Genomic DNA, 19,712 nt, shown 5'->3' with positions numbered 1-19,712 from the left:
ACTATCTGTCATGAATCATCTAAGTTGCGCACATGCTAAAGAGTTGAAGTCGAGTAAGGCCGTTAATTCGGCCTTCAAAATACTTCAAAGCCATACTGATAGACTGGCTTCGAACAGTGAGCTTTGCAGGGACTTGCTCAAAGAGCTTGAGACTGGGCTATTACCGCCGCTTCCAGAGATCATCACAATACCCTCTTTGCCCCAACGAGCTTCAGCGATGCCCACGGCCTGGGTGCGTACGTCGCTCTTTGTTAATCAGCCGCAGACAAAAACCAAGTTTTTGATAAACCAGATTCTAGAAAGCTACGACACTATCAGAATTGAGTACACCGGCGAACAGCTCAACATGTTCGATAATGACGTATATCTGGAAGTTATACGCCTAGCTCAAGATCGTCCGCCTAGCGAAAAAATCATATTTAATAGGCATTCTTTCTTACGCGCATTAGGAATATCCGGAGGAAAGAAAAACTATGATGCCCTGCACCAATCCCTGCAAAAGCTCAAGGGGAATACCATTAAAATCATAAACTTTAAGAGCGGCGATTCGTTTAGTCTCATTGACAGACTTTCTTGGGATGAAGAAAGTGGCTACTGGTGGTTCTCGATTGGAGATATCGTCATTAACATGTTCAGAACAGAACTTTCCTACATCGACCTTGAAATTCGTAAAAGTCTGTCAACCCCTTTGTCGAAGTACCTACAAAACTACATGTCGGCAGGGCTTCCAGGCGAGCGAGAAGTCAAAGTCGATAATTTATTGAGATTAAGTGGCACGACTAGCCAGCTTAAAGATTTTCTTGGAAAAGGGAGGGGGCTCCCGAAAGCGCTGGATGAGCTTAAGGCGGTTGGGTTCATTACCAGCTATGCCATTGAGAAAAACAAGAATGGCGAGCACGTAGTTAAATGGAATCGCAGTGCTCACCACAAATCCAAGCGGGCTCTCTAACTAGTCAAGTAACGGTCAAGTAACGGCGCGGGTGGCGGGCCTGACGTTTGGCTTAGGAGCACTGTTAATCCCCTGCCTTGAAGCCTGGCAAACCATTTGCACTTCTCCACGCTTTTACCTTCTGCGTAATCTTATCAGCGGTAGCTTCGGCGTCTGATTCTGCGTAGTAGATCAGGTCTGTACCGTCGGGGTGCTCCGTGATCTTTTCAAAGTGCTCTAGCAGAGGATCCAGTCGCTCATCTGTTGCAGCCTGATTTTCTTTGAGAATTTCTTCCATCAGCTGGATGAACTCTGCCTCTGTATAGTCCGAAAACTTATTCTTCATAACAGCACCTATAAGCCTCTGTGAAGGTCAATGTGGTGTTTTGGCGTCGTAACACCGAGATTGTCAACATCGTAGACCTCGCCGCCTTCCGAAACTTTCTCAATATGGTGCAGTTCAAATGAGGTTCGCTTACCTGCTACATCAGCCTTCCTGACTTTCGGGGCCTTACCTGCCAGCATACGAAGACGGTTATTCACTATGAACTGACTGCTCAGCTGAGAGTCGTTCCCTACGGCTTGCCAGAAGGCTTCCCTGAAATCATCGAAACGGGAGAACTCACGCCCTCGGAGCTGGTCCGCGATGTGGGATGGTATTGGGGAGCCCAGCGCCTTGCCCGCATCTGCCAGCCATATACCCGTCACATCCTGGCCTTGGCCAGTGACGACCCCAGGTTGATTGCGAACACTGAGCACCACATAGATAGGCGGAATATCAGTGGCCGGAAACCAGATTATGGCGTCCTGATAGTCAGGCGGATGCACCGGGTTAACCAGGGCCTTATTGGACTGCTCAGTGGGCGGATAAACCCACACCGACGGCAATTTCGGTGCCCCCTCAAGCGCCGGGATACCCAACTCGTTAGGGTCAGCGGCCGGCGTCCAAATTACCTCGATCCCCTGCCCCAGGTCGGCCACAAATTGCTCACCGCGCGGGGTGGCAGCAATGACCTGGGCGGTCTCCCATTCCGGTTTGCGACCCGTGTAAAAGCCGTAGGCATTGATTGTGTCCGCCGACAGCTGTTGGACATGCACGCGAACACGAGTACGCCCCAAGGTGAGGCCGTAGTATTGCTCTTTGGTGTAGAGCGCGCTGTCGGCCGAGGTAGTGTTGGGCAGCAGCATGCCGATGGTGCCAAGCACAGCGCCGGCCGCCATCATCGCGCCGCCTTCGATCAAGCCCAGGGACAAGGCACCGCCCAAGCGACTGGCTATTGTGGTTGCAGCAGTCGAGCTACCTATCAGCTGCAGGGGCGTGCCACCTGCCCTGATGACGGTACCAGTACCCAAAACGGCCCAGTCGCCATAGTCCTTCAGCTGTTCGAGTGGGACGAATCCACCGGGGTTGTTGTGATTGATCACGCCATTCGGCAGGTTGCAGGACTTGGCGAACACACAACCGACCGGTTGAGCTTTTTCAGGGGTGGTCTCTGGCTGTTTAGCCAGAACCAGCGGGCGTGGGGGTTGTTTGTCAAAATCGCCGTTGTAGGGCTCGATCACCGGGGCTGGCCGCTTGCCCCGGTCATTGGGTACATATCCACTCATATTCTTCTCGTTCCATCGATCAGGCATCCAGCTCCAAATCCTACCTGCATAGATTCTGTGAAGGCATGGCCTAGAACACAATATTCAGGCCATGCCTACGATTTCCCAGTTTTCTCTACAGCTTCCCCCAGCACCTTGCTGAGCGCTGTTTCAAATCCCATCATCGCCTTCGTTTTTTCAGGAAGATAGGCCTCTGGGTTATTACGATAGTGCTGACCTACCACGCCAGTTTGCCCGTGGGACTGCAGCAAGTCGCTAACCTGATTCTCCACCCCGTATCGCTGCATCAGCTGTGCGCAGGTACGGCGTAGATCGCGAGGAGTGAAGGGAGGAATCTGTTCACCATCGATTTTTCCGTGTTTTGAGTCCAGCCAGTCACGCACAGCATGTGACGGGCTTGTCGTTGCAATAGGCTTCTTGCCAGTGGTCGTCCAGATAAATTCATGACGGCCTGTAAGCGGCTCTACCTCTTCAAGCAGTTCAATAGCGCGGCTTGATAACGGAATAAGGTGGACGCGGCGAACGCCCCCACGCCCCTTGGCGTCGATCAGACGGAGCGTCCTCTTCTCGCTGTCGTAACTCGTCCAGGGCTCGCGGGAAACCTGATCGATCCGCTGTCCACCGGTCGCGATCACAAACTTGAGAAGCCTGGCCATTACAGGGCCCACCTCGTCAGTTTGCGTAATCGTCTGCCAGAAATGCTTGAGCTCAGCGTCGGTAAGCACTCGGGTCTGTGCAGTTGCTTTATGCTCCTTTGGCAGTAGAGCTACTGGGTTGAGCTCAAGCGCAAACGACTTCCTGCTCGTGCGAGACAACGAGTGCTCTGCCGTCAGCCCGTATTGATATGCGGCATGGAGGTATGCACGAACCTTATCCGCCATCCCTTTCGACCCGCGGTCCCAGATCGGTAGCAGGATCTGTCTGATGTGGCCCGGCCGAACGTCGCGAGCCTTCATTTCTGCAACGTCTGGGTTTGCTTCTTCCAGCTCGACTCGCAGAACTCTCTCTAGCTCAGCGACTTGCGACTCGCGCACTGTTCCACGCCGGCTGTCGATGTAATCATTAAAAAGCTCCGCTAAAGATCCGCGCGCGGCCTCGATAGCTCTCAGACGTACCTGCTCAGCCAGAGCCAGTTCGCTGGCATGCCTCTCTGCCTCAGCCTGTTTTTCTAGGAAGGCTAAGTGCGCTTTCACATCGCCATGCTCGTAGGCAACTTTCGCAAGCTCCCAGGCGCGCTCACGGATCTGAGGTAGTGTAAGGCCCGCACCCCGAGCTCCAGTTTTGCAGCTCCCGATTTTCACCAGATAGCTCTTACCATCGCGACGGTAGCGAAAGTATGCTGACGGCGGTGCCTCGCCAGGACGCTTGAAGAGAATTGCCCCCATTCCTCGACCAGGTAAGCTTTCGGTAAGGGGAGCGCCCTCAGGCTGCATCCCCTTAAGCTTCTGGTCGTTGATAACCGATGCCATTTCTACCTACCCCGAGCTCACTGGTCACCGCTTTGGTCACCGTTTCTTGATGTGCTCAACGGTACTCAATGGAACTATCTGACACAACAAAAACCACGAACCGCCCATAAATCAAGGGCTACCGTATGCAGGGGGAACTCTATGAAACCATGCGGAACCTTTAAGCAAGTCCCTTGTAATCAGTAGGTCCCGGGTTCGACTCCTGGTGCCGGCACCATCTAAATCAAGCCTTTACGGGCTTTGGAATTTCCTAACCCCGTAATCAGATGTTCCCGAGGTACAGCTTAGGTACAGTCCCGTACCGAGCACACCTCGGAGAACATATGGCAACCTTCGTACGCAACCGCAAAAATGGCCACTGGAAAGCTGTAATCCGGAAAGCTGGCTGGCCAACCGCATCAAAGACATTTCGCGTCAAACGCGACGCCGAAGATTGGGCACGCCGTACCGAGGACGAAATGGTGCGGGGTGTATTTATCGATCGCAGCAGCTCGGAGCGTATGCCCCTAGAGAAAGCACTTAATCGCTATCTCTCGGAAGTCTCGCCAACCAAAGCCCCCAAGACCGCAAAATCCGAAGCCGGTAGCGCAAAGGTACTGATACCTCGCCTGGGCAAATACTCGCTTGCTGCTCTCTCTGCGGACATCCTGGCCGACTATCGAGACTCCAGGCTAGCTGAGCGCAGCCGACGCAAAACCCTAGTCAGCCCCAATACCGTCCGGCTTGAGCTAGCGCTTCTGAGCCACCTCTTTACAGTGGCAATCCAAGAATGGCGGATTGGGCTTCCAGCGAACCCAGTTCTCAATATCCGTAAACCCAGCCCTGGCCAAGGCCGTGATCGCCGTCTCTCAACTGACGAGGAGCGCCGTCTGGTGGCAGCTGTGAACGCGCACAGCAACCCTATGCTCGGCTGGATTGTCCGTATAGCCATCGAAACGGGTATGCGCTCGTCAGAGATCACCGGCTTGCGTTGCCACCAGGTCGACCTGCAAAAGCGCGTAGTGCGCCTTACAGATACCAAGAACGACAGTTCCCGAACCGTCCCGCTTACAAAGGTGGCAACCGAGACTTTCAAGACAGCCCTGGCCTACCCCGCTCGCCCCAAGGACTGCAACCTGGTGTTCTTTGGCGAGCCTGGGAAGGACAAAAAGCGCCGCCCCTATGCCTTTACCAAAACATGGGGAACATTGAAAAAAGACCTTGGCATGCCAGACCTTCGCTTTCACGACTTACGTCATGAGGCCGTCAGCCGAATGGTGGAGGGCGGTCTGTCCGACCAACAGGTGTCAGCCATCAGCGGTCACAAGTCTATGCAAATGCTCAGGCGCTACACGCATCTTCGCGCCGAAGACCTGGTCAGCAGGCTCGACCGAATGACACGAAACTAGGCTCAACTAGGCTGAAATAGTTTCTGCATGCAGAAACTATTTCAGCCTGATCTAGATTGAGCTTTTTTTGGCTCAGCTAGCCAAAACTAGCCTTTTTTGGGGCAGTCGCTTCCCACTGTTTCAAGCATCCACACAACAACCGGATGCCTTGAAATGTGCCTCGAAGAACAGTTGCTCTCCAAGTTCGGCCCACTCCTCACCCTGAAACAGTTGGCCGATGTGCTTCACCGGTCCCCGCAGGGACTCACCTTCACGCTGTCGCGTGATTCTGATTTTGCCCAGCAAATCAACTCAACCAAGCTGCGCTTAGGCCGCCGGGTGTACTTCCGGTCGAACCTGCTCGCAGCAGTTCTTGAAGGACAAACGCCTGACCTGACCAACTGAGTCAGGCGCTATGACGTCCTCGACTCTGCCGCTATTCAGCGCAGCGGAGGAAGCGGCTCTGTTTCACAGCCAGAGCCCTGGCTACTTCGCACTACTGGTTCGCCAGCCAAACAGGATGGTGCAATCGTCTCACCCGCTATCGGTAATGGACCAGGTGCTACCGTTGGTTGACTGCAGGCTGGACACCTGGATCTCGCAAGCAGAGTTTTTCCGCCCGAATCGTCGGGTTGTGAATCTCGCCCGAATTGGCCTGCTGTTCGCTGATCTGGATACTTACCGCCAACCCTGGGCAAACGGCAGGTCTCCTGACCAGCTGGCGGCTAGCGTCATCTATCACTGCCAAGAGGAAGGCATTCCCTGCCCTTCAATCCTGGTGTTCAGTGGCCGCGGGCTGCAGGCAAAGTGGTTCCTCGATGCGGCACTGCCACGTCAAGCATTGCCGCGCTGGAACGCTTGCCAGCGCCATCTGATCGATCGCCTAGCAGCTCTCGGCGCTGACCCTGCAGCGCGCGATGCTAGTCGTGTTTTGCGTCTTGTAACGACGGTGAACTCACGGTCTGGCGAGATCTGCCGCGTGGTTCATGTTGAGCACGGAGAGGATGGGCAGCCAGTGCGCTATTCATTCGAGGATCTGGCAGAGGCCCTACTACCAGTGTCTCGCTGGGACATCGAGGCTGGCCACAAGGCACGCGCTGATCACCGGCAGCTTAGGCTCCTGCAAGGCAAAGAGACCGGAAAGTTACGCACGCTCAGTGGACGACAACTGGCATGGGATCGCCTGGAGGATCTACGCAAACTGGGTGAGATGCGCGGCGGAGTCAGCGAGGGGGAGCGGATGCAGCATCTCTTCTGGCGACTCAATTTCTTATTGTTGTCTGGCGCTACCAACAGCCAGCAGATGTTTCTGGAGGCCTCTGCGCTGGCCCAGGAGTTAGACCCGGCCTGGCATCACCGGCGGCAAGAGCTCTCGACGCTGTACCAAAAGGCGCGTGCCTACGAAGCCGGCGAGCGTGTTGAGTTTGGTGGCCGCCAGCTTGTTCCGCTTTATACGCCCAAGAACAACACGCTCATAAATCTGCTCAGGATTACCGATGCTGAACAACGCCAACTCAGGACAATCGTCAGCTCAGCTGTCGCAGCAGAGCGACACCGCGTACGTGAGGAGAGTCGACGGCGGGCCGCTGGAGCAATTCCTCGACAGACCTACGAGGCCGGCTCGCTCTCGCAAACCCGTCCCTGGGAAGCCCATGGGATGAGTCGAGCGTCATGGTATCGGGCAGGCAAGCCTGAGTGAGACAAGTCCGTGCGTATTACTAATGGCGAAGCCCTATCGGGCTTCATGCGCAATGGCGTATAGGGCTTAAATGGCCATCTTGCTTACAGCAAAATGCTGAACCGCTTGGCCAACACGTAAGGAATGTCCGATGGATGATTTGGGGTTCGCCGATGACCGGCCGATCGAAGCACACGACCAAGACTTGCTCGGTCGATCAACGTTCGCGAAAAACCTTGCAGCAGCTATTGCAGGCTGGAAAAACAAAGAAAGCCTTGTGATTGCCTTAACGGGAGCTTGGGGTAGCGGCAAGAGCTCAATCAAGAATCTGGCCATACAGGAGTTCGCGGCAAACCCAAGCCACGAGGTTATTGAATACAACCCGTGGGAGTGGACCGGCCAGGAGAAACTTAGCTCTTCATTTTTCAATGAGGTTTCCTTGGCTATCAAGCGCAAGGACAAGAGCGAAGATGGCAAGCAGTTGGCCAAGGTGCTGCGCCAGTATGGGCGAAAGCTCAGCGCTGGCGCCGTGCTGATGGAGGGCTTCGCCAAATATCTACCGCTGTTCCTTGGCTCGGCCTTGGTCACCTCATACCTCAGCGTCTGGGCCGAAAACCCTGTAGCACAAACGGTGATGGCTGTATTGAGTGGCGGTTCAGCACTAGCTGCCAGCGCAGCGGCGTTGAAGCGACTAGCTCGGTTTTTGTCAGATCGCGCTGAGGGCCTGGATCAGTCCGCGAAGGAGAATGAACTCACTTTGAGCGAGATCCGTGGCGAGATCCGTACATTGTTGGCTAAACGCGAACACCCGCTGTTGATCGTCATGGACGACATCGACCGCCTCTCACCAGACCAGATGAAAGCATTGTTCCAGCTGGTCAAAGGCAACATGGACTTCCCAAATGTAGTGTTCTTACTGCTGTTCCAACGGGACATAGTTGAACAGGGCCTTGAGCTTGCCGGCTTCAAGGGGGCGGAATACCTCGAGAAAATAATCCAGGCCCCCTTTAGCGTCCCCGCACTGTCCACTGAGCGATTGGAGGCGGTGCTGTTCGAGAGGCTGGATGCAATCCTCACCAACGAACCTCAGCTGGCGGGAAAATTTGATACTGACTACTGGACCGGTGTGTACCGTAAGGGGCTCAGCCAGTTTTTCCACAATCTCCGTGACGTTTACCGTTATACCTCCACACTTGCCTTCCACTGCAGGTTGCTGCGTGGTGCCGACGTTGCCGAGATCAATGCAGTGGATCTGTTTGCCTTGGAGTGCCTGAGAACCTTCGCTCCGGCCAGCTATGACGCTATGCCGCAACACAAGGTGGCCCTCACCGGCAGTGGTTTGTTGATGCGCCAGGATCAAACCGAGAAAGGCCGAATCACGGACATAGTCCAAAGTATTGTGGCGCTAGCTCCGCAGGACTACCGCAGCGGGGCGGAACAGATCATCAAGCAACTGTTCCCAACTCTCGACTGGGTCTTTAAGAACACTACCTACGATGGATCTACGCACGGCCGATGGCTGCGGGAGTCTCGGGTGTGTCGAGTCGAGACCTTCGACCGCTACTTTGAATTGGCCTTGCCGATCAGCGAAGTATCGAATTCGCTACTGCACTCGCTAACGCTGCTGCTACCTGACAGCGAACGGTTCTGCGACATTTTGCGCAACCAGAACGAGTCTCAGCAAAAAACCGTATTGGAAAGGCTGGAATCTTACGTTGACGATTTCCCCCTTGAGCAGTCCTCAGCGGTAGTGGAAACACTGCTAAACGTCGGGGAGGTTGTCAGCGGTAGAGAGTCATCCATTACATCCCTATCTCCTCCAGTGCAGGCATTCCGCTTGCTGCGATTCTTCCTATTGCGCCACGACGATCCAGCCACACGCAGCGGACTGCTGCTGCGTGCGTTCGAGAATGCCAAGGGGTACCTGGTTCTAGAGCGACTGCTTTCCTTGGAAGCATCCTCCAGACGAGAAGCTAAACCTACCGATCTGGATGATGCAGGTTTCGAGCAACTCAAACTGATGTTTGTGACAGATCTGCTAGCTCAGGCGAATCACAACCCTGAGGCCTTCATCGCACATTGGAACTTCATATCCTTTGTCCATCGGTTGAATTACTTCGCTGATGGCGCAGGAAGCCAGTGGATCAAGCAGCAGGTTACGACGCTCGAGCGATTTGTTCTGTTTGCCGAAGCGGCTGTAAACAAGGGCACGTCATATGGGGGGAATGGACCTTCTGCCTTCTACTTTGTACGAATCGCCACACTGGACGAACTACTCGGAATAGAGACGTGCCAAGGGTGGATCGAGAAGATTCAGCGAGCAGAACTCACCGAGCCCGCACGGCAAGCCATTGATCTGGTCGAGGATGCCCTAGGCAGACATCAGCGCGGCGAGAAGTCTGACTACGACTGATCTGGCATGCCCGCTAAGCCAATAGCTTCCAACTCAGCTACGCAGTGGCGACCGGGTGTTCCTAGCTGTGCGTCACTACCTTTGGGTAGTGACGCACAGCGTAGGGCCGCGTAGAGCGGCCCCCAACGGCTCGCACAGCGAGCCGAAAAAAGCACCTGGGGAGGCAGAAAAGCCAGGAATTACGCGGACTCCGGGCACGGTGAATTTGTTTTACGATTTTGAGTTGCGGTGCTCGCGGATTCAGATATTTTGCAGTGACCAATAGGTGATGAACCCTCATTCGCCAGCCGTACGATCAACAAGTCTGTCAGCTATTTCTGTTCAGACTTTTTGATCGGCTGGCGAAGGGGCGATGCGTAGCAAGCATTCTTGCAGCATCGTCAGCCCGCTCTGCTTACGTGGCTAATGCGCGTATTCAGAGCGGCAACAGCGAGTCGATTTGGCAACCGACCCGTTCGCTACACCGCCCTCCGATAGCCGCTCGCTCAGCGTCTGTCGGGGTTTTCACAATGAGCAAAAGGTCCAGCTCCGGACCTCAAAAACTGAGTCGTGCCCCGCGTTAACGGCTTGTGGTTGAGATGGGACTCACCACGGACCAGGGACCGCTCAGTTTGAGCCCCCACCCCCGGTGCTGCGTGGCGTCCGGGTATCCCTTCCGATCCCCGAGATCGGATTGAGTTTGTCGATCCACGCTCGACGAGATGGCATGCCTCGCATGCTCGCAGACAACGACGGTGCAGCTCATCAATTGATTTGAGCGCCTGTCGTCGCAATCACCGCCCGCTGCCGGGCAGTTCGTTGCGAGCCACGTTTGGCCGTCTGTGTGAAACGCCGTTCCGCTCCTGAGCGAAAGCTCAGCTCCCGCCGCACTGCGACCGGGACAGGAACAAACACTTACCTCGAGATTGGCGTTTCGAACCTCGTTCATCAGCAAGTGGATCGTGAATATGGACAAGCTCGGCTGGGATTTCGTCCAGCAACAGAAACATAACCGGGACGGCTCGTATGCAACGCAGGCAGCTCGCTCAGCAACGCTGAGCCTCAGTGCCCGCCAGTTGCGCGAACTGGGTTACCGCAACCTACGCGCCAACACGCTCGGTCAACGCCACCTCCGTGCACTGGTTCAGCATTGGCAGACCTCAGGCGTATCTCCAGCCACCATCAAGAATCGCATGTCCCATTTGCGGTGGTCGTGCGAAAAGGCCGGTCGCGCGGGTGTCGCCAAGATCAGTAACGACGACCTGGGAATCGCTCGCCGCTCATACGTCGCCAAAGAAAGCCGTGCCCGGGATCTGCCGAAAGCAAACCTCGATGCGGTTACCGACCCGTATGTCCGACTCAGCCTACGCCTGCAAGCCGAGTTCGGGCTGCGGCGGGAAGAGTCAATCAAATTCATCGCCGCGGTCGCCGATAAAGGCGGACACCTTGAGCTTAAAGGCAGTTGGACGAAAGGCGGGAAAGCCCGAGAAATCCCGATCCGCACGCGGAACCAAGAAGAGCTACTCGCCGAGGTGCATGTATTCACCCAGATGAGAAGCCTTATCCCAGCCGAGCTCAGCTACAAACAGCAGCTCAAACGCTATGAGCACCAAATCGCAGCCGCTGGCCTTTCCAGGATGCATGGGCTGCGGCACCTCTACGCCCAACGGCGTTATCTCGAGTTGACCGGCAAACAAGCCCCCGCCGTAAAAGCCTCAATCACCGGCCAGCTCCTCGCAGGAGCTGAGTCCGGCTGGCTTGGAAAGGTCGCCATTCCCAGCGCGGAAACATCAATAACGCCCCCTCTTAGTGATCGCGAAGCTCGGCTGCTCATCTCGCATGAACTCGGCCATGAACGGATCGCAATCACGAACACCTACCTCGGCTCCCCTAACGCCTGATCACGCAAGGACAAAAGCCCATGAGCATCCGCAGCCTTCTGAACATGCTTAATCGTCTCGAAAGCAGCAACACACCGAGAAAGCGCAAAAAGCCAAAGAAACAGCGCCGTACTGAGGAAAGGAAACAGGAATCCAGCCAGGAGCATCAGGCATGAAGATCTACGGCCACGACTACTCGCCGCTTCGCCTGGCTCTGCTCGCTGCAAGCTACATCGTCGGCACCTGGATAGCGGTCCACGGACGGTCGCTTTTCCCCTGGCTGGGCCCATTCGCCCATACGCCAGGCCTGGTGCTGAGCGTCCTTCTCTTCTATCGGCTCACGCCTACAGCTGATGCAACGCAGACAGCCAAAGAGGAGAGCTCGTAATGGACAGCCAATCACTAGCCGGCCTTGGCTGGCTGTTCGAGCTGTTTGACGGGGCGGTGAACTTCCTGATTGTCGCGACAGGCCCATTTCTAGCGATGATTGGCCAAGAGATCAGCGAGTGGTTTGTGGCTGTGGCGTTTCTGGCTCTGATCATCATGATGATCAGACTGCCGATCGACGGCCCGTGGCGCGCCATATTCAGTACCGCAGCGATATTCTTGGCGATCGTCTATGGGCTGCAGCCAACCACACTAACGCTTACAAACGGCACCACAGTACAGGCGACGCATGCGCAGCGCATCACATACAGCTTGATCATGAGTTTCCACGTAACTCTCAACCGCACTATTGCTGAAACGTTGGCCAAGGCGAACGTAGATGGCCAGTTTATTCCGACGGCAGCGCTGATTGACTACAGCATCGAACGCACTGCAGGCCAGTACGCCAACAGTGACTTAGGCAGGCTGATTCGTGACTACAACAAGCAGTGCTCTCCTCCTCCCAGCCTGTTTGCAACTGCAGCTGGCAAAACCAAGATTGGGGCCTACCACGCTATAGGGCTGTTTGGCGGAGCAGGTATCGGGATACCAGACGATCAAGTAAGCAGATGGGCCCAAATTCGTATCGCCGGCAATACTGCCTCAGACATTGTCGCGGCAATGACCCCCTGGTTTGGCAGCCCTAGCGCCCAGGACTCAATGAGTATCCTGGATGCAGAGGCAGTGAGAAGTCGGCGGGCAGAAGGCTTGGCAGCCCTGGCAGAGACGGATCAGGTGTTTGTCGCCTCTGGATCACAGCCCTATACGCTGCCTACGAAGGAACACTGGGCTGCGCTCGCCTCGGGTCAACCCGAAGCGAAACCCAGCTACCTCACAGTGGCAGATGCACCGGATGACATCCGTGAAAGCCTATTGGCCCACGTAATGGCATGGAAGCCAGACGAGGGAGGCAAAGAGGCAACACTCGGCTACACACCATCCTCCTGCGTCGAGGCTTACAAGGTCGCGCAGTTCGCAGCAGAGCAGGCCTATAAGGCCTTTGTTGAAATAGGCGACAAGCAGGCATCCGGTGGACAAAGAACGGATACCGAGGCCGGGGTCATTTCGGCCGGGCAGTCTTGGATGAAGATTCAGCAAGCCACACTTGCCGGCGGCCCAGAGCAGCAAGCCAGTGTTGGGAATACTCTGCTGTCAGGCAGCATTGCCAGTTGGCAGATGGGAAAATCCTTAATGGATTGGCTTGAGCTGCAAACCCTGCTGCCTGGCTATGTTGCCGCGATGGCTGGCTTTCTATGGCTAGTGTTCCTTACAGGCCCTATTGCTATCGCCTTGTCTCCGCTTCGAGGTGTGAACAGCCTGACTCAATGGGTAGGCATGATGTTCTTCCCTGTGCTGTGCATTGGTTTTGCCCACCTGCTCGCTGTCTGTGCCTCGGTGTTGATGAGCTCAGCCGCGCTGGCGAAGGCCGCGCTCTCAGCTGGCTGGCAAGGGGGCGGGAGTGACATCGATCTGATCTATGGGGCCATGCAGATGGTCTTTGGCCTACTACTGGCCGCCAGTACCTGGCTAGCCGCATCGATGACTGGCGTCAGCCTCGGTGGATTAGCTCGGGCAGCACGTAATCAGGCAGTCACTGGGCCGCAGGTTGCTCAGGCAGTCGCAAACCTCACCATGAAGGCCGCAACCAAGGGCACGATCCAGGGTAAGGAGAAGGGAGAGAATCCCAGCAGGGAAAATGGTGGCGGAGGTGGCGGCAACGGTGGTGGTGGAGCGGGAAAAGCCTCTGCTGGCGGCCATTCGGGCAGGGCTGCTGCGATGGCCATTCAGCAGGAGGTCTACGCCTCCACAAGAACCCGTAACTGGAAGCCCAGCACTGAACTCAGTCGCCCGCCCCAACTGAATCAACCAGCGAGTAACAGTGATCGCTTCGCTACAGGACGCACACCCCGTAGCCAGAAGAATCGACCCTCAGAGGAAGATCCAGCATGACCTCGGCCTCGAAACTCAGTACCCCAGGCCGGGACTGGAAAAGAGCTTCTGGCACGCATAGCGGTCAAGTAAACAGGCAGCTCGAACACCTACTGGAGCCCATCATGCTCAGCTTCCCTGCCTGGCTAACCGCCGACTACGCATCACATTGGGATACCCCCATCGACGTCCGCTACATCCTGGATCAAGCGGCCTCGCATAGGGGCCTGTGCTGGCTGCTCAGGGGCGATCCTCATCATCAGCGACCACAGCTGAGTGCGATTGCCTATGACCAGGTCGAGACTGGAAGCACTCCCGTAGAAATCCGGCCAATTAGCTCACCGGACTTAGATGCTACGAACTGGTTCCTTATCGTTAGCGAGCTGAATAGGCGAGCTGGGATCGATGCTCGCCGGGAGGATATTCACGAAGAACACTACGAGCAGGTACTCGGCATGCTGCCGCCCGTCACAGTGTCATATTGGGGGGTGGCCTGATGAACGCCTCAATGGTGCGACGTCGCTGGTTTGCATCGGTGCTGCTCTCAATTCCGGCAGCTAATGCAATCTCGTGGCTAACGGCACTCCCCGCACACAGCATCTACCTGGCCCTCCTGTTGATGACTACAGCTACTGCAATAGCCGCATTCCGCAGGCGCGCTCAGTCCCACCAGGAGCAGCAGTTCAGCAGCATTTTCCTGGGCCTCTCGGTGGCCCTGTTACTTTCCGCATTCGTACCAGGAGGAAATTGATGAATCTCGGAAAAGCACGAGATCCCTTGCGCCTCGTTGCCTTGCTCACCGGCGATGCAGCAGCCAAGGCAGCCGTGTTAACGGCTCTTGGCGAGACAGTAGAAACGGCAACAGAGACACTGGCCGACTCCGTTTGGGGGTCAACTCTGGAAGGGGGCTTGCAGGGGCTGGAGATAAACCTAATGGTCTGCAGCTCTCTACTGCCTGCAAACATTCCCGAGCGGTACCGCCTACGCGCTATCGCCCTTATGACAGATGATCCGTTGACCCGCGTGGTTCTGCTGCAGATCTTGGGCGAAGCCGAGCCGCAAGCCCGGATGGAGCTTGCAGAAAGCTGCTGGTCGCCTGCCATGGCGGATGAGGCGTTGGAACGAGAGCGACTGGCCAGAGAGCTCGGAGTGGAGCTACTGCTTAATCAATAAGCAATCCTTGATAAATCAATATTTAAATATTGACGATTAAAGCGCCCCCAGTATACTGGGCCACAGCAGCGCAACAGAGTATGTAGAGGCTCTGCTGCTAGTGAGGGGGAGGAGGACCTACGGGCCGCCTCCCTCCGCTTTTTCAGACCCAAGAAAAGGTGCCCCATGCCAGTCAAAGAGGCCGATCTGCGCCAATACGTGGCTGCCGGCATAGTGCAGCGCACCTTGATACAGAAGGTTGCTGATGGCTGGCTGCTCCAAGTCCAGCTCGGGAACGAGCTATACCCCCTTCAGAGGCAGCGCGGCGGTAGCCGCGTCTTCAAAAGCCTCGACAAACTCGCCGCCCTTGTCGACGAGCTCGGTCTGAGCAGCTTCGAAGTACGACTTTAAAGCCGAGAGCTTCCTCTCTTTGAGTAGAGGCTGGCCTGCGCCAGTTTCTTGGTGTCAAAATGCCACCAATCGCTTGTCGTAGGCGCTCTCGTCTAGGAGCGCCATGGCAGCTTCTGCCACGCACAAAGTGAATCTACGGTAACCAGGCACCCAGCCGAAGCCTCGCCAGGCTTCACTCAATCAGCTCGATCTCTTACTGAAAGGACTTAGTCTGTGAATAAAATCCTCAAATTTGGTGCCGCGATTCTCGCTGCAGGAACCTTGTCAGGATGTGGTGATGAAGACTTCAGTGGCGCCTACAGAACCGACGGAGCTTACGGCAAGCAGATTGTTCTCAACGTCTCTGGGGATGACGCCAAAATTTTCCTTGTCGGTAGATCTACCGCAGAGATCAGCGGCCTAATTGATTTCGAGGTTGACTATAAGAATGGGAAGTTGTTGTTGGACTCTACCAAAGAGGACATACGCCTAACATTCAAACGAGGCGCAGATGAGCGCGGGCTAGATTGTTTAAACTGCAATGAGGGGAAGCTGCGGCTACCTGCTAAATGGGCTCTACTCCAGCCGGAGCCCTATGACGTGGACTTGATGCTAGAGGAGCAGGAAGAAAAGCGTCAGGCCGCTATCAAAGAAGAAGAGCAGCGTCGAGCTGAGGCCGCAAAATTAGCGAAATTCGATGGTGACTGGGTAGCCAAGCGCCACTTCAAGGATGACTCGCTTCTGATTATGACCATCTCGCCTAAGAAAGGGGTCAGACATTGGGCATTCGACTACAGCAGCGCAACCAAACAAATCGAAATCGACAGAAAGTTTCAGGTTGATAACGACGAGCTCGTGTTCCCCTCTAATGACTCTGAGATGAGGTATTCGCTCAGTGCAGACGGCACGAGACTGACCTGTACGAACTGTAAATCTGAGAACTACTGGCTAAAGGCTGACCCAGTAAAAGTGAACAACCTTGATTACACCCGAAGCCTCGCCGGAAGCCCTCAGAAGGCGCGAGAATAGCCAGGCATCAAAGAGGGCGCCGAATGAGCGCCCTCTGATTTACCAAAGTTTATTCACCCTTTGGATTAAGCGCTTCGAGCTTCTTTGCCAGTTGCTTATTACGAATACTTCGCTCGAAAACCTTGCTCTTAAAGTTAGAAATCTCTCGCCACTCATGAATCATCAGGAAAAAACTGGCGATACTGATGCCAAGGCTTAGTCCTGTGAAAACGGTTACAGCGTGGTAGATCTTCCAACTCGCTGGAGAGAACCAAAGCCCAAAAGCAATAATTATCGCCGACAGCATATAAAATGACAGTGCAATCTGGGCCTGTCTCGTTTTCTCCGAAACAGTCACCCGAATACGCCGACGTTCGCTACCGGAAAGACCTTTAGTTTCACGTATGCTGTTCAGATTGACCCATAACTGAATAGCAAAACCCATTGGCAGTAAGAAAACCGTTAACAACCCCCACTGCACAACGGGAGCAGTGGTACGGTCAAACGAAGAAACAATGTAATGAGCCAGGAGCGCGCCCATAGCAGCGGAAAGCACCACTGCCAGCACGCCAATACCTGTCCATCCACCTTGCTTTTTCATCTATCACTCTTCTGCGTTCTGCTCTGGATCTGCCTCGCCCTGGCGAAGCTTGCCAACCAGCCAACCGTGCATCTTGTGGTATAGGACACCCTCATCGAGCAGTCCATTCTCAAGCTTTGCGACTGATATGGGGCCTGATAGTTTCAGGTCATTGCCCTTGATCTCGCCACCCCCATTCAGTGAAATCCTGACGTCTGCCTCATCGACGTGGCGAAGCGAGGTGGCGATGTTATCAAGCATCCGCTGTCCAACCCGCGTCGTCTGACGAACGTAGGTGATTTCCAGACTGACCTTGAGGTTAGCCTCGTCGAGGTCCTCCTCCAGATCAAGACGATTGAACCAATCAGCCCCCAGAGCGGCCTTGATCACGTCACCTGCGAATCCAGTAGGGAAGAATCGAACTCGGCGTGCATCAATCCCCTGCTCCTCCTCCGGCTGGGCCGGAGCAGCATTTTGCTGCACCTGGCGCTCACCCTCTGGTACAACCTCAGCCGTCGTCATCGGGGAGCCGATCTCGATCTTCTTCACCGGCGCCCTGGCGACCCGCTCAAAGGTCTCCTGGGACGGCTGATCCTGAAGAATGATGGCGGTGCCCACGGCTACCCCGCCGAAGCTGCCAATCAGCCAACCAAGATGGGCCTCCAGCTCGCGCGAGCGCAGCGCGCTGGACTGCAGCACCACCAGATGGTTCTCGAAGACACCAAAGTAGAGGAACGAGTCGACAAACTCTTTGCGATGCTGCTCCCGCTCAGCCGGAGCCTCAATGTTGTTGAGCGCCTCGTTGGTCAGCGCATCAAGGGCATAGGACTCTGCGTCATCATTCAGCGTGATGTAAGCCTGGCTCCGACCAGGCTCGAAGTAGATCATCTGGCAAAAGAGCATGCCGTTGTAATCACGCTTGTGGTTGATCACGCGGAAGCTATTGGTGTCCGCGCTGACGATCTCTTTCCGCTGGCCAACACGGTGCGCTGGGCTACCCTCGGCAAAGACCCGGCCGAGAATCTCCTGCAAGCTCCCACCGCCGGAGATAACAGCCCGCTTGTAGTGGATCGTCTTGGTTACGGTCTCAGCCATGGTTATCCCTTACTCGTTGTTGTTACTGCATGAACTCAACTGCGCGCTCAATCGTCGAGATGAAAGCATCCATGAGGCAGCGCTTCGCCAAGCGCGGCAGCCAGACACCCCGGCTGCTGCATTGTTAACGAGGAGAATCCAGATGCACAATTGCACCATCAGAAAAAGTACACCACAGGTACAGTGCCCAGCTCGCAACGCCTAGGCAAAACTGGCCAAAACTCCATGTAATCAGCTAGTTAAGACTATTGTACCCTAGCCCAACCTAGCCTAGACTTTGCTGGCCTCGGTGCGTTAGGCTACGACTTGTAATCAGTAGGTCCCGGGTTCGACTCCTGGTGCCGGCACCATATTAGAAAGCCCCGCAATGCGGGGCTTTCGTGTTTCCGGGCGTTATTCCTGCCCACGCCAGGGCCGCAGCCAGGCCGCAACCCCGACGAGCACCAGCGCTCCCCCCGCCGTTGCCACCAGCAATTGCGCGATGCCCGCCTGCATGGGATGGATAAGCAGAGCCGCCAGGCTCAGCAGAGCGATGCTGACTGCCCCCTGCTGGCGCCAGCGTACGGCGTCGAGCAGGCCCTGGCGGCGTAGCAGTGACAGGCCAGTGGCGATCACGCCGCCGATTGCAGCCAGGGCGATGCCCGGTGCGTCGAAGACGAACGGCAGGCTGACCAGCAGCAGCGCATTGATAAGGCCACCCAGCAGCTCGCAGCGCAGCGGCAGTGCCGTGTCGCCTGCGGCGTAGGCGTAGCGTGCCAGCAGGGCGTTCCAGGCGCCGAATACCAGGGGCACGGAGAACCAGGCCAGCAGCAACGGCAAGGGGCCTGCGGTAGCGCCCGCTGGCAGGAGGTAAAGGATGAAGGTCGGGCTGGCGGCAATCAGGCCGAAGGAAGCCGGCAGGCTGAACAGGGTGGCGGCGGCCAGGCCCTGGTGCAGCAACGCCAGGCGCGCACCGGCCTGGCGTGCGCTCATCATGCCCAGCAGCACCTGATTGAGGTTCATCAGGGCGATCAGCGGCAGGTTGATCAGCTTGCGCGCGAGGTTGACCCAGGTGACCACGCCTTCGCCCAGCAGGCTGGCAACCATGCGCTCCAGCAGCGCCAGGCCATGGCTGGCCAGGTTGCTGGCCAGCAGCGGGCCCATGCGCCCCAGCAGCTCACGCGCGGCACCGGCCTCGCGCTGCCGAGCCCAGGGCCGCCAACCCAGACGCCAGCCCGCAGGCAACAGCGACAGCGGCATCAGCAGGCTGCCCATTACGCAGGCCAGCGCCAGCTCGGCGGGTTGGCTGGCGGCGCCCTGCCAGCCGAGGTAGGCCACCGCCGGCAGGTTGAACATCAGCGAGCCCAGGCCGACCAGGACGAAACGCTCGCGCGCCTGCAACGGGATGCTCAGGATGGCATGCAGGAACAAGCCGGGAATGCAGGCAGCCAGCAGCGTCAGGCTGTCGCCCGCCACCTGCCGCGCTTGTTCGCCCAGCCCTGGGCCGATCAGGCGCACCCACAACGGCGCCGCCAGCGCCAGCGCTGCCCAGATGGTAATAGCGATCAACAGCAGCCAGGGGCTGACTGCATTCAGCCAGCGGCGCCGGCTCGCCTCGTCACGCTGGCCATACAACGGCAGCGCGGCAGCGGCCAGCAGGCCGCCAGCCAACGCCATGCGCAGCGCCTCCGGCAGAAACAGCGCAACGATAAAGGCGTCGCTGCGCTCCCCGGCGCCCCAGGAGGTCACCAGCAGCCACTCGCGGGCAAAGCCCAGGCCAAGGCCTGCCAAGGTGGCCAGGGTCAGCCACAGCGTGCTGTTGAACATCCGA

The 19,712-nt window shown here is 56.5% G+C and carries 18 protein-coding genes; 12 read left to right on the top strand and 6 right to left on the bottom strand.

The window, feature by feature from the left end:
* Positions 1-10 precede the first annotated feature (10 nt).
* Positions 11-949 (top strand): hypothetical protein, encoded by a 939-nt coding sequence (locus AERO9A_RS04470; RefSeq protein WP_218580127.1) that lies wholly within the window; start codon positions 11-13, stop codon positions 947-949.
* Between the two features lie 64 nt (positions 950-1,013).
* On the opposite strand, the gene AERO9A_RS04465 is transcribed toward AERO9A_RS04470, so the two are convergent.
* The 3 genes from AERO9A_RS04465 to AERO9A_RS04455 all read right to left on the bottom strand — a co-directional run bounded on the left by AERO9A_RS04465 (position 1,014) and on the right by AERO9A_RS04455 (position 4,005).
* The gene (locus AERO9A_RS04465; RefSeq protein WP_159970732.1) at positions 1,014-1,274 is read right to left on the bottom strand and encodes a bacteriocin immunity protein; all 261 of its coding nucleotides are present in this window, start codon (positions 1,272-1,274) and stop codon (positions 1,014-1,016) included.
* Between the two features lie 8 nt (positions 1,275-1,282).
* Entirely contained in the window at positions 1,283-2,536 is a 1,254-nt protein-coding gene (locus tag AERO9A_RS04460) for an S-type pyocin domain-containing protein (protein ID WP_159970731.1), read from the bottom strand.
* A gap of 95 nt (positions 2,537-2,631) precedes the next feature.
* Positions 2,632-4,005 carry a site-specific integrase gene (locus tag AERO9A_RS04455; RefSeq protein ID WP_159970730.1) on the bottom strand — a complete coding sequence of 458 codons (1,374 nt, stop codon included), beginning with the start codon at positions 4,003-4,005 and terminating at the stop codon, positions 2,632-2,634.
* A 323-nt stretch (positions 4,006-4,328) separates the two neighbouring features.
* On the opposite strand from AERO9A_RS04455, the gene AERO9A_RS04450 reads away from it, so the two are divergent.
* From AERO9A_RS04450 to AERO9A_RS04405, 11 genes are all read left to right on the top strand, one after another.
* On the top strand, positions 4,329-5,393 hold the full coding sequence (locus AERO9A_RS04450) for a site-specific integrase (RefSeq protein ID WP_159970729.1): 1,065 nt from the start codon (positions 4,329-4,331) through the stop codon (positions 5,391-5,393).
* A gap of 153 nt (positions 5,394-5,546) precedes the next feature.
* Complete coding sequence (locus AERO9A_RS04445; RefSeq protein ID WP_159970728.1) at positions 5,547-5,777, top strand: DNA-binding protein; 231 nt, start codon at positions 5,547-5,549, stop codon at positions 5,775-5,777.
* 10 nt (positions 5,778-5,787) lie between these two features.
* Positions 5,788-7,071, top strand: coding sequence for a RepB family DNA primase (locus tag AERO9A_RS04440; protein WP_218580126.1), 1,284 nt, complete (start codon positions 5,788-5,790; stop codon positions 7,069-7,071).
* A gap of 130 nt (positions 7,072-7,201) precedes the next feature.
* A complete protein-coding gene (locus AERO9A_RS04435; protein ID WP_159970727.1) occupies positions 7,202-9,463 on the top strand; it encodes a P-loop NTPase fold protein in 2,262 nt (753 codons plus the stop codon).
* Between the two features lie 947 nt (positions 9,464-10,410).
* Positions 10,411-11,343 carry a phage integrase N-terminal domain-containing protein gene (locus AERO9A_RS04430; protein ID WP_159970726.1) on the top strand — a complete coding sequence of 311 codons (933 nt, stop codon included), beginning with the start codon at positions 10,411-10,413 and terminating at the stop codon, positions 11,341-11,343.
* Positions 11,344-11,363: 20 nt separating this feature from the next.
* Positions 11,364-11,498, top strand: coding sequence for a hypothetical protein (locus tag AERO9A_RS22415; RefSeq protein WP_256578161.1), 135 nt, complete (start codon positions 11,364-11,366; stop codon positions 11,496-11,498).
* A complete protein-coding gene (locus tag AERO9A_RS04425) occupies positions 11,495-11,710 on the top strand; it encodes a hypothetical protein (protein WP_159970725.1) in 216 nt (71 codons plus the stop codon). Before AERO9A_RS22415 ends, AERO9A_RS04425 begins: the two co-directional genes overlap by 4 nt.
* The gene (locus AERO9A_RS04420; RefSeq protein WP_178111101.1) at positions 11,710-13,698 is read left to right on the top strand and encodes a hypothetical protein; all 1,989 of its coding nucleotides are present in this window, start codon (positions 11,710-11,712) and stop codon (positions 13,696-13,698) included. Before AERO9A_RS04425 ends, AERO9A_RS04420 begins: the two co-directional genes overlap by 1 nt.
* Positions 13,699-14,427: 729 nt before the next feature.
* On the top strand, positions 14,428-14,850 hold the full coding sequence (locus AERO9A_RS04415; protein WP_159970724.1) for a hypothetical protein: 423 nt from the start codon (positions 14,428-14,430) through the stop codon (positions 14,848-14,850).
* A gap of 165 nt (positions 14,851-15,015) precedes the next feature.
* A complete protein-coding gene (locus AERO9A_RS04410; RefSeq protein ID WP_159970723.1) occupies positions 15,016-15,240 on the top strand; it encodes a hypothetical protein in 225 nt (74 codons plus the stop codon).
* A 213-nt stretch (positions 15,241-15,453) separates the two neighbouring features.
* Positions 15,454-16,248: a hypothetical protein gene (locus AERO9A_RS04405; RefSeq protein WP_159970722.1), complete on the top strand. Its 795-nt coding sequence runs from the start codon at positions 15,454-15,456 to the stop codon at positions 16,246-16,248.
* 49 nt (positions 16,249-16,297) lie between these two features.
* Here the strand turns inward: AERO9A_RS04405 and AERO9A_RS04400 are convergent, their stop codons facing one another.
* The 3 genes from AERO9A_RS04400 to AERO9A_RS04390 all read right to left on the bottom strand — a co-directional run bounded on the left by AERO9A_RS04400 (position 16,298) and on the right by AERO9A_RS04390 (position 19,708).
* Entirely contained in the window at positions 16,298-16,828 is a 531-nt protein-coding gene (locus AERO9A_RS04400) for a hypothetical protein (protein WP_159970721.1), read from the bottom strand.
* Positions 16,829-16,831: 3 nt separating this feature from the next.
* Positions 16,832-17,902, bottom strand: coding sequence for a hypothetical protein (locus AERO9A_RS04395; protein WP_159970720.1), 1,071 nt, complete (start codon positions 17,900-17,902; stop codon positions 16,832-16,834).
* Positions 17,903-18,295: 393 nt separating this feature from the next.
* Entirely contained in the window at positions 18,296-19,708 is a 1,413-nt protein-coding gene (locus AERO9A_RS04390) for a lipid II flippase MurJ (RefSeq protein WP_159970719.1), read from the bottom strand.
* Between the last annotated feature and the right edge of the window lie 4 nt (positions 19,709-19,712).

It is taken from the genome of Pseudomonas sp. 8Z (genome assembly GCF_902506535.1).
Taxonomy (GTDB): domain Bacteria; phylum Pseudomonadota; class Gammaproteobacteria; order Pseudomonadales; family Pseudomonadaceae; genus Aquipseudomonas.
Note: the sequence above shows the minus strand (reverse complement) of the source record. Positions and strands in the feature narration are given on the sequence as shown.

Bases quoted from the DNA above. Each gene is read 5' to 3' on its own strand.
- AERO9A_RS04455 (WP_159970730.1), bottom strand. From the start codon at position 4,005: ATGGCATCGGTTATCAACGACCAGAAGCTTAAGGGGATGCAGCCTGAG.
- AERO9A_RS04450 (WP_159970729.1), top strand. From the start codon at position 4,329: ATGGCAACCTTCGTACGCAACCGCAAAAATGGCCACTGGAAAGCTGTA.
- AERO9A_RS04390 (WP_159970719.1), bottom strand. From the start codon at position 19,708: ATGTTCAACAGCACGCTGTGGCTGACCCTGGCCACCTTGGCAGGCCTT.
- AERO9A_RS04460 (WP_159970731.1), bottom strand. From the start codon at position 2,536: ATGAGTGGATATGTACCCAATGACCGGGGCAAGCGGCCAGCCCCGGTG.
- AERO9A_RS04465 (WP_159970732.1), bottom strand. From the start codon at position 1,274: ATGAAGAATAAGTTTTCGGACTATACAGAGGCAGAGTTCATCCAGCTG.
- AERO9A_RS22415 (WP_256578161.1), top strand. From the start codon at position 11,364: ATGAGCATCCGCAGCCTTCTGAACATGCTTAATCGTCTCGAAAGCAGC.
- AERO9A_RS04420 (WP_178111101.1), top strand. From the start codon at position 11,710: ATGGACAGCCAATCACTAGCCGGCCTTGGCTGGCTGTTCGAGCTGTTT.
- AERO9A_RS04470 (WP_218580127.1), top strand. From the start codon at position 11: ATGAATCATCTAAGTTGCGCACATGCTAAAGAGTTGAAGTCGAGTAAG.
- AERO9A_RS04410 (WP_159970723.1), top strand. From the start codon at position 15,016: ATGCCAGTCAAAGAGGCCGATCTGCGCCAATACGTGGCTGCCGGCATA.
- AERO9A_RS04435 (WP_159970727.1), top strand. From the start codon at position 7,202: ATGGATGATTTGGGGTTCGCCGATGACCGGCCGATCGAAGCACACGAC.
- AERO9A_RS04425 (WP_159970725.1), top strand. From the start codon at position 11,495: ATGAAGATCTACGGCCACGACTACTCGCCGCTTCGCCTGGCTCTGCTC.
- AERO9A_RS04445 (WP_159970728.1), top strand. From the start codon at position 5,547: ATGTGCCTCGAAGAACAGTTGCTCTCCAAGTTCGGCCCACTCCTCACC.
- AERO9A_RS04395 (WP_159970720.1), bottom strand. From the start codon at position 17,902: ATGGCTGAGACCGTAACCAAGACGATCCACTACAAGCGGGCTGTTATC.
- AERO9A_RS04400 (WP_159970721.1), bottom strand. From the start codon at position 16,828: ATGAAAAAGCAAGGTGGATGGACAGGTATTGGCGTGCTGGCAGTGGTG.
- AERO9A_RS04440 (WP_218580126.1), top strand. From the start codon at position 5,788: ATGACGTCCTCGACTCTGCCGCTATTCAGCGCAGCGGAGGAAGCGGCT.
- AERO9A_RS04430 (WP_159970726.1), top strand. From the start codon at position 10,411: ATGGACAAGCTCGGCTGGGATTTCGTCCAGCAACAGAAACATAACCGG.
- AERO9A_RS04415 (WP_159970724.1), top strand. From the start codon at position 14,428: ATGAATCTCGGAAAAGCACGAGATCCCTTGCGCCTCGTTGCCTTGCTC.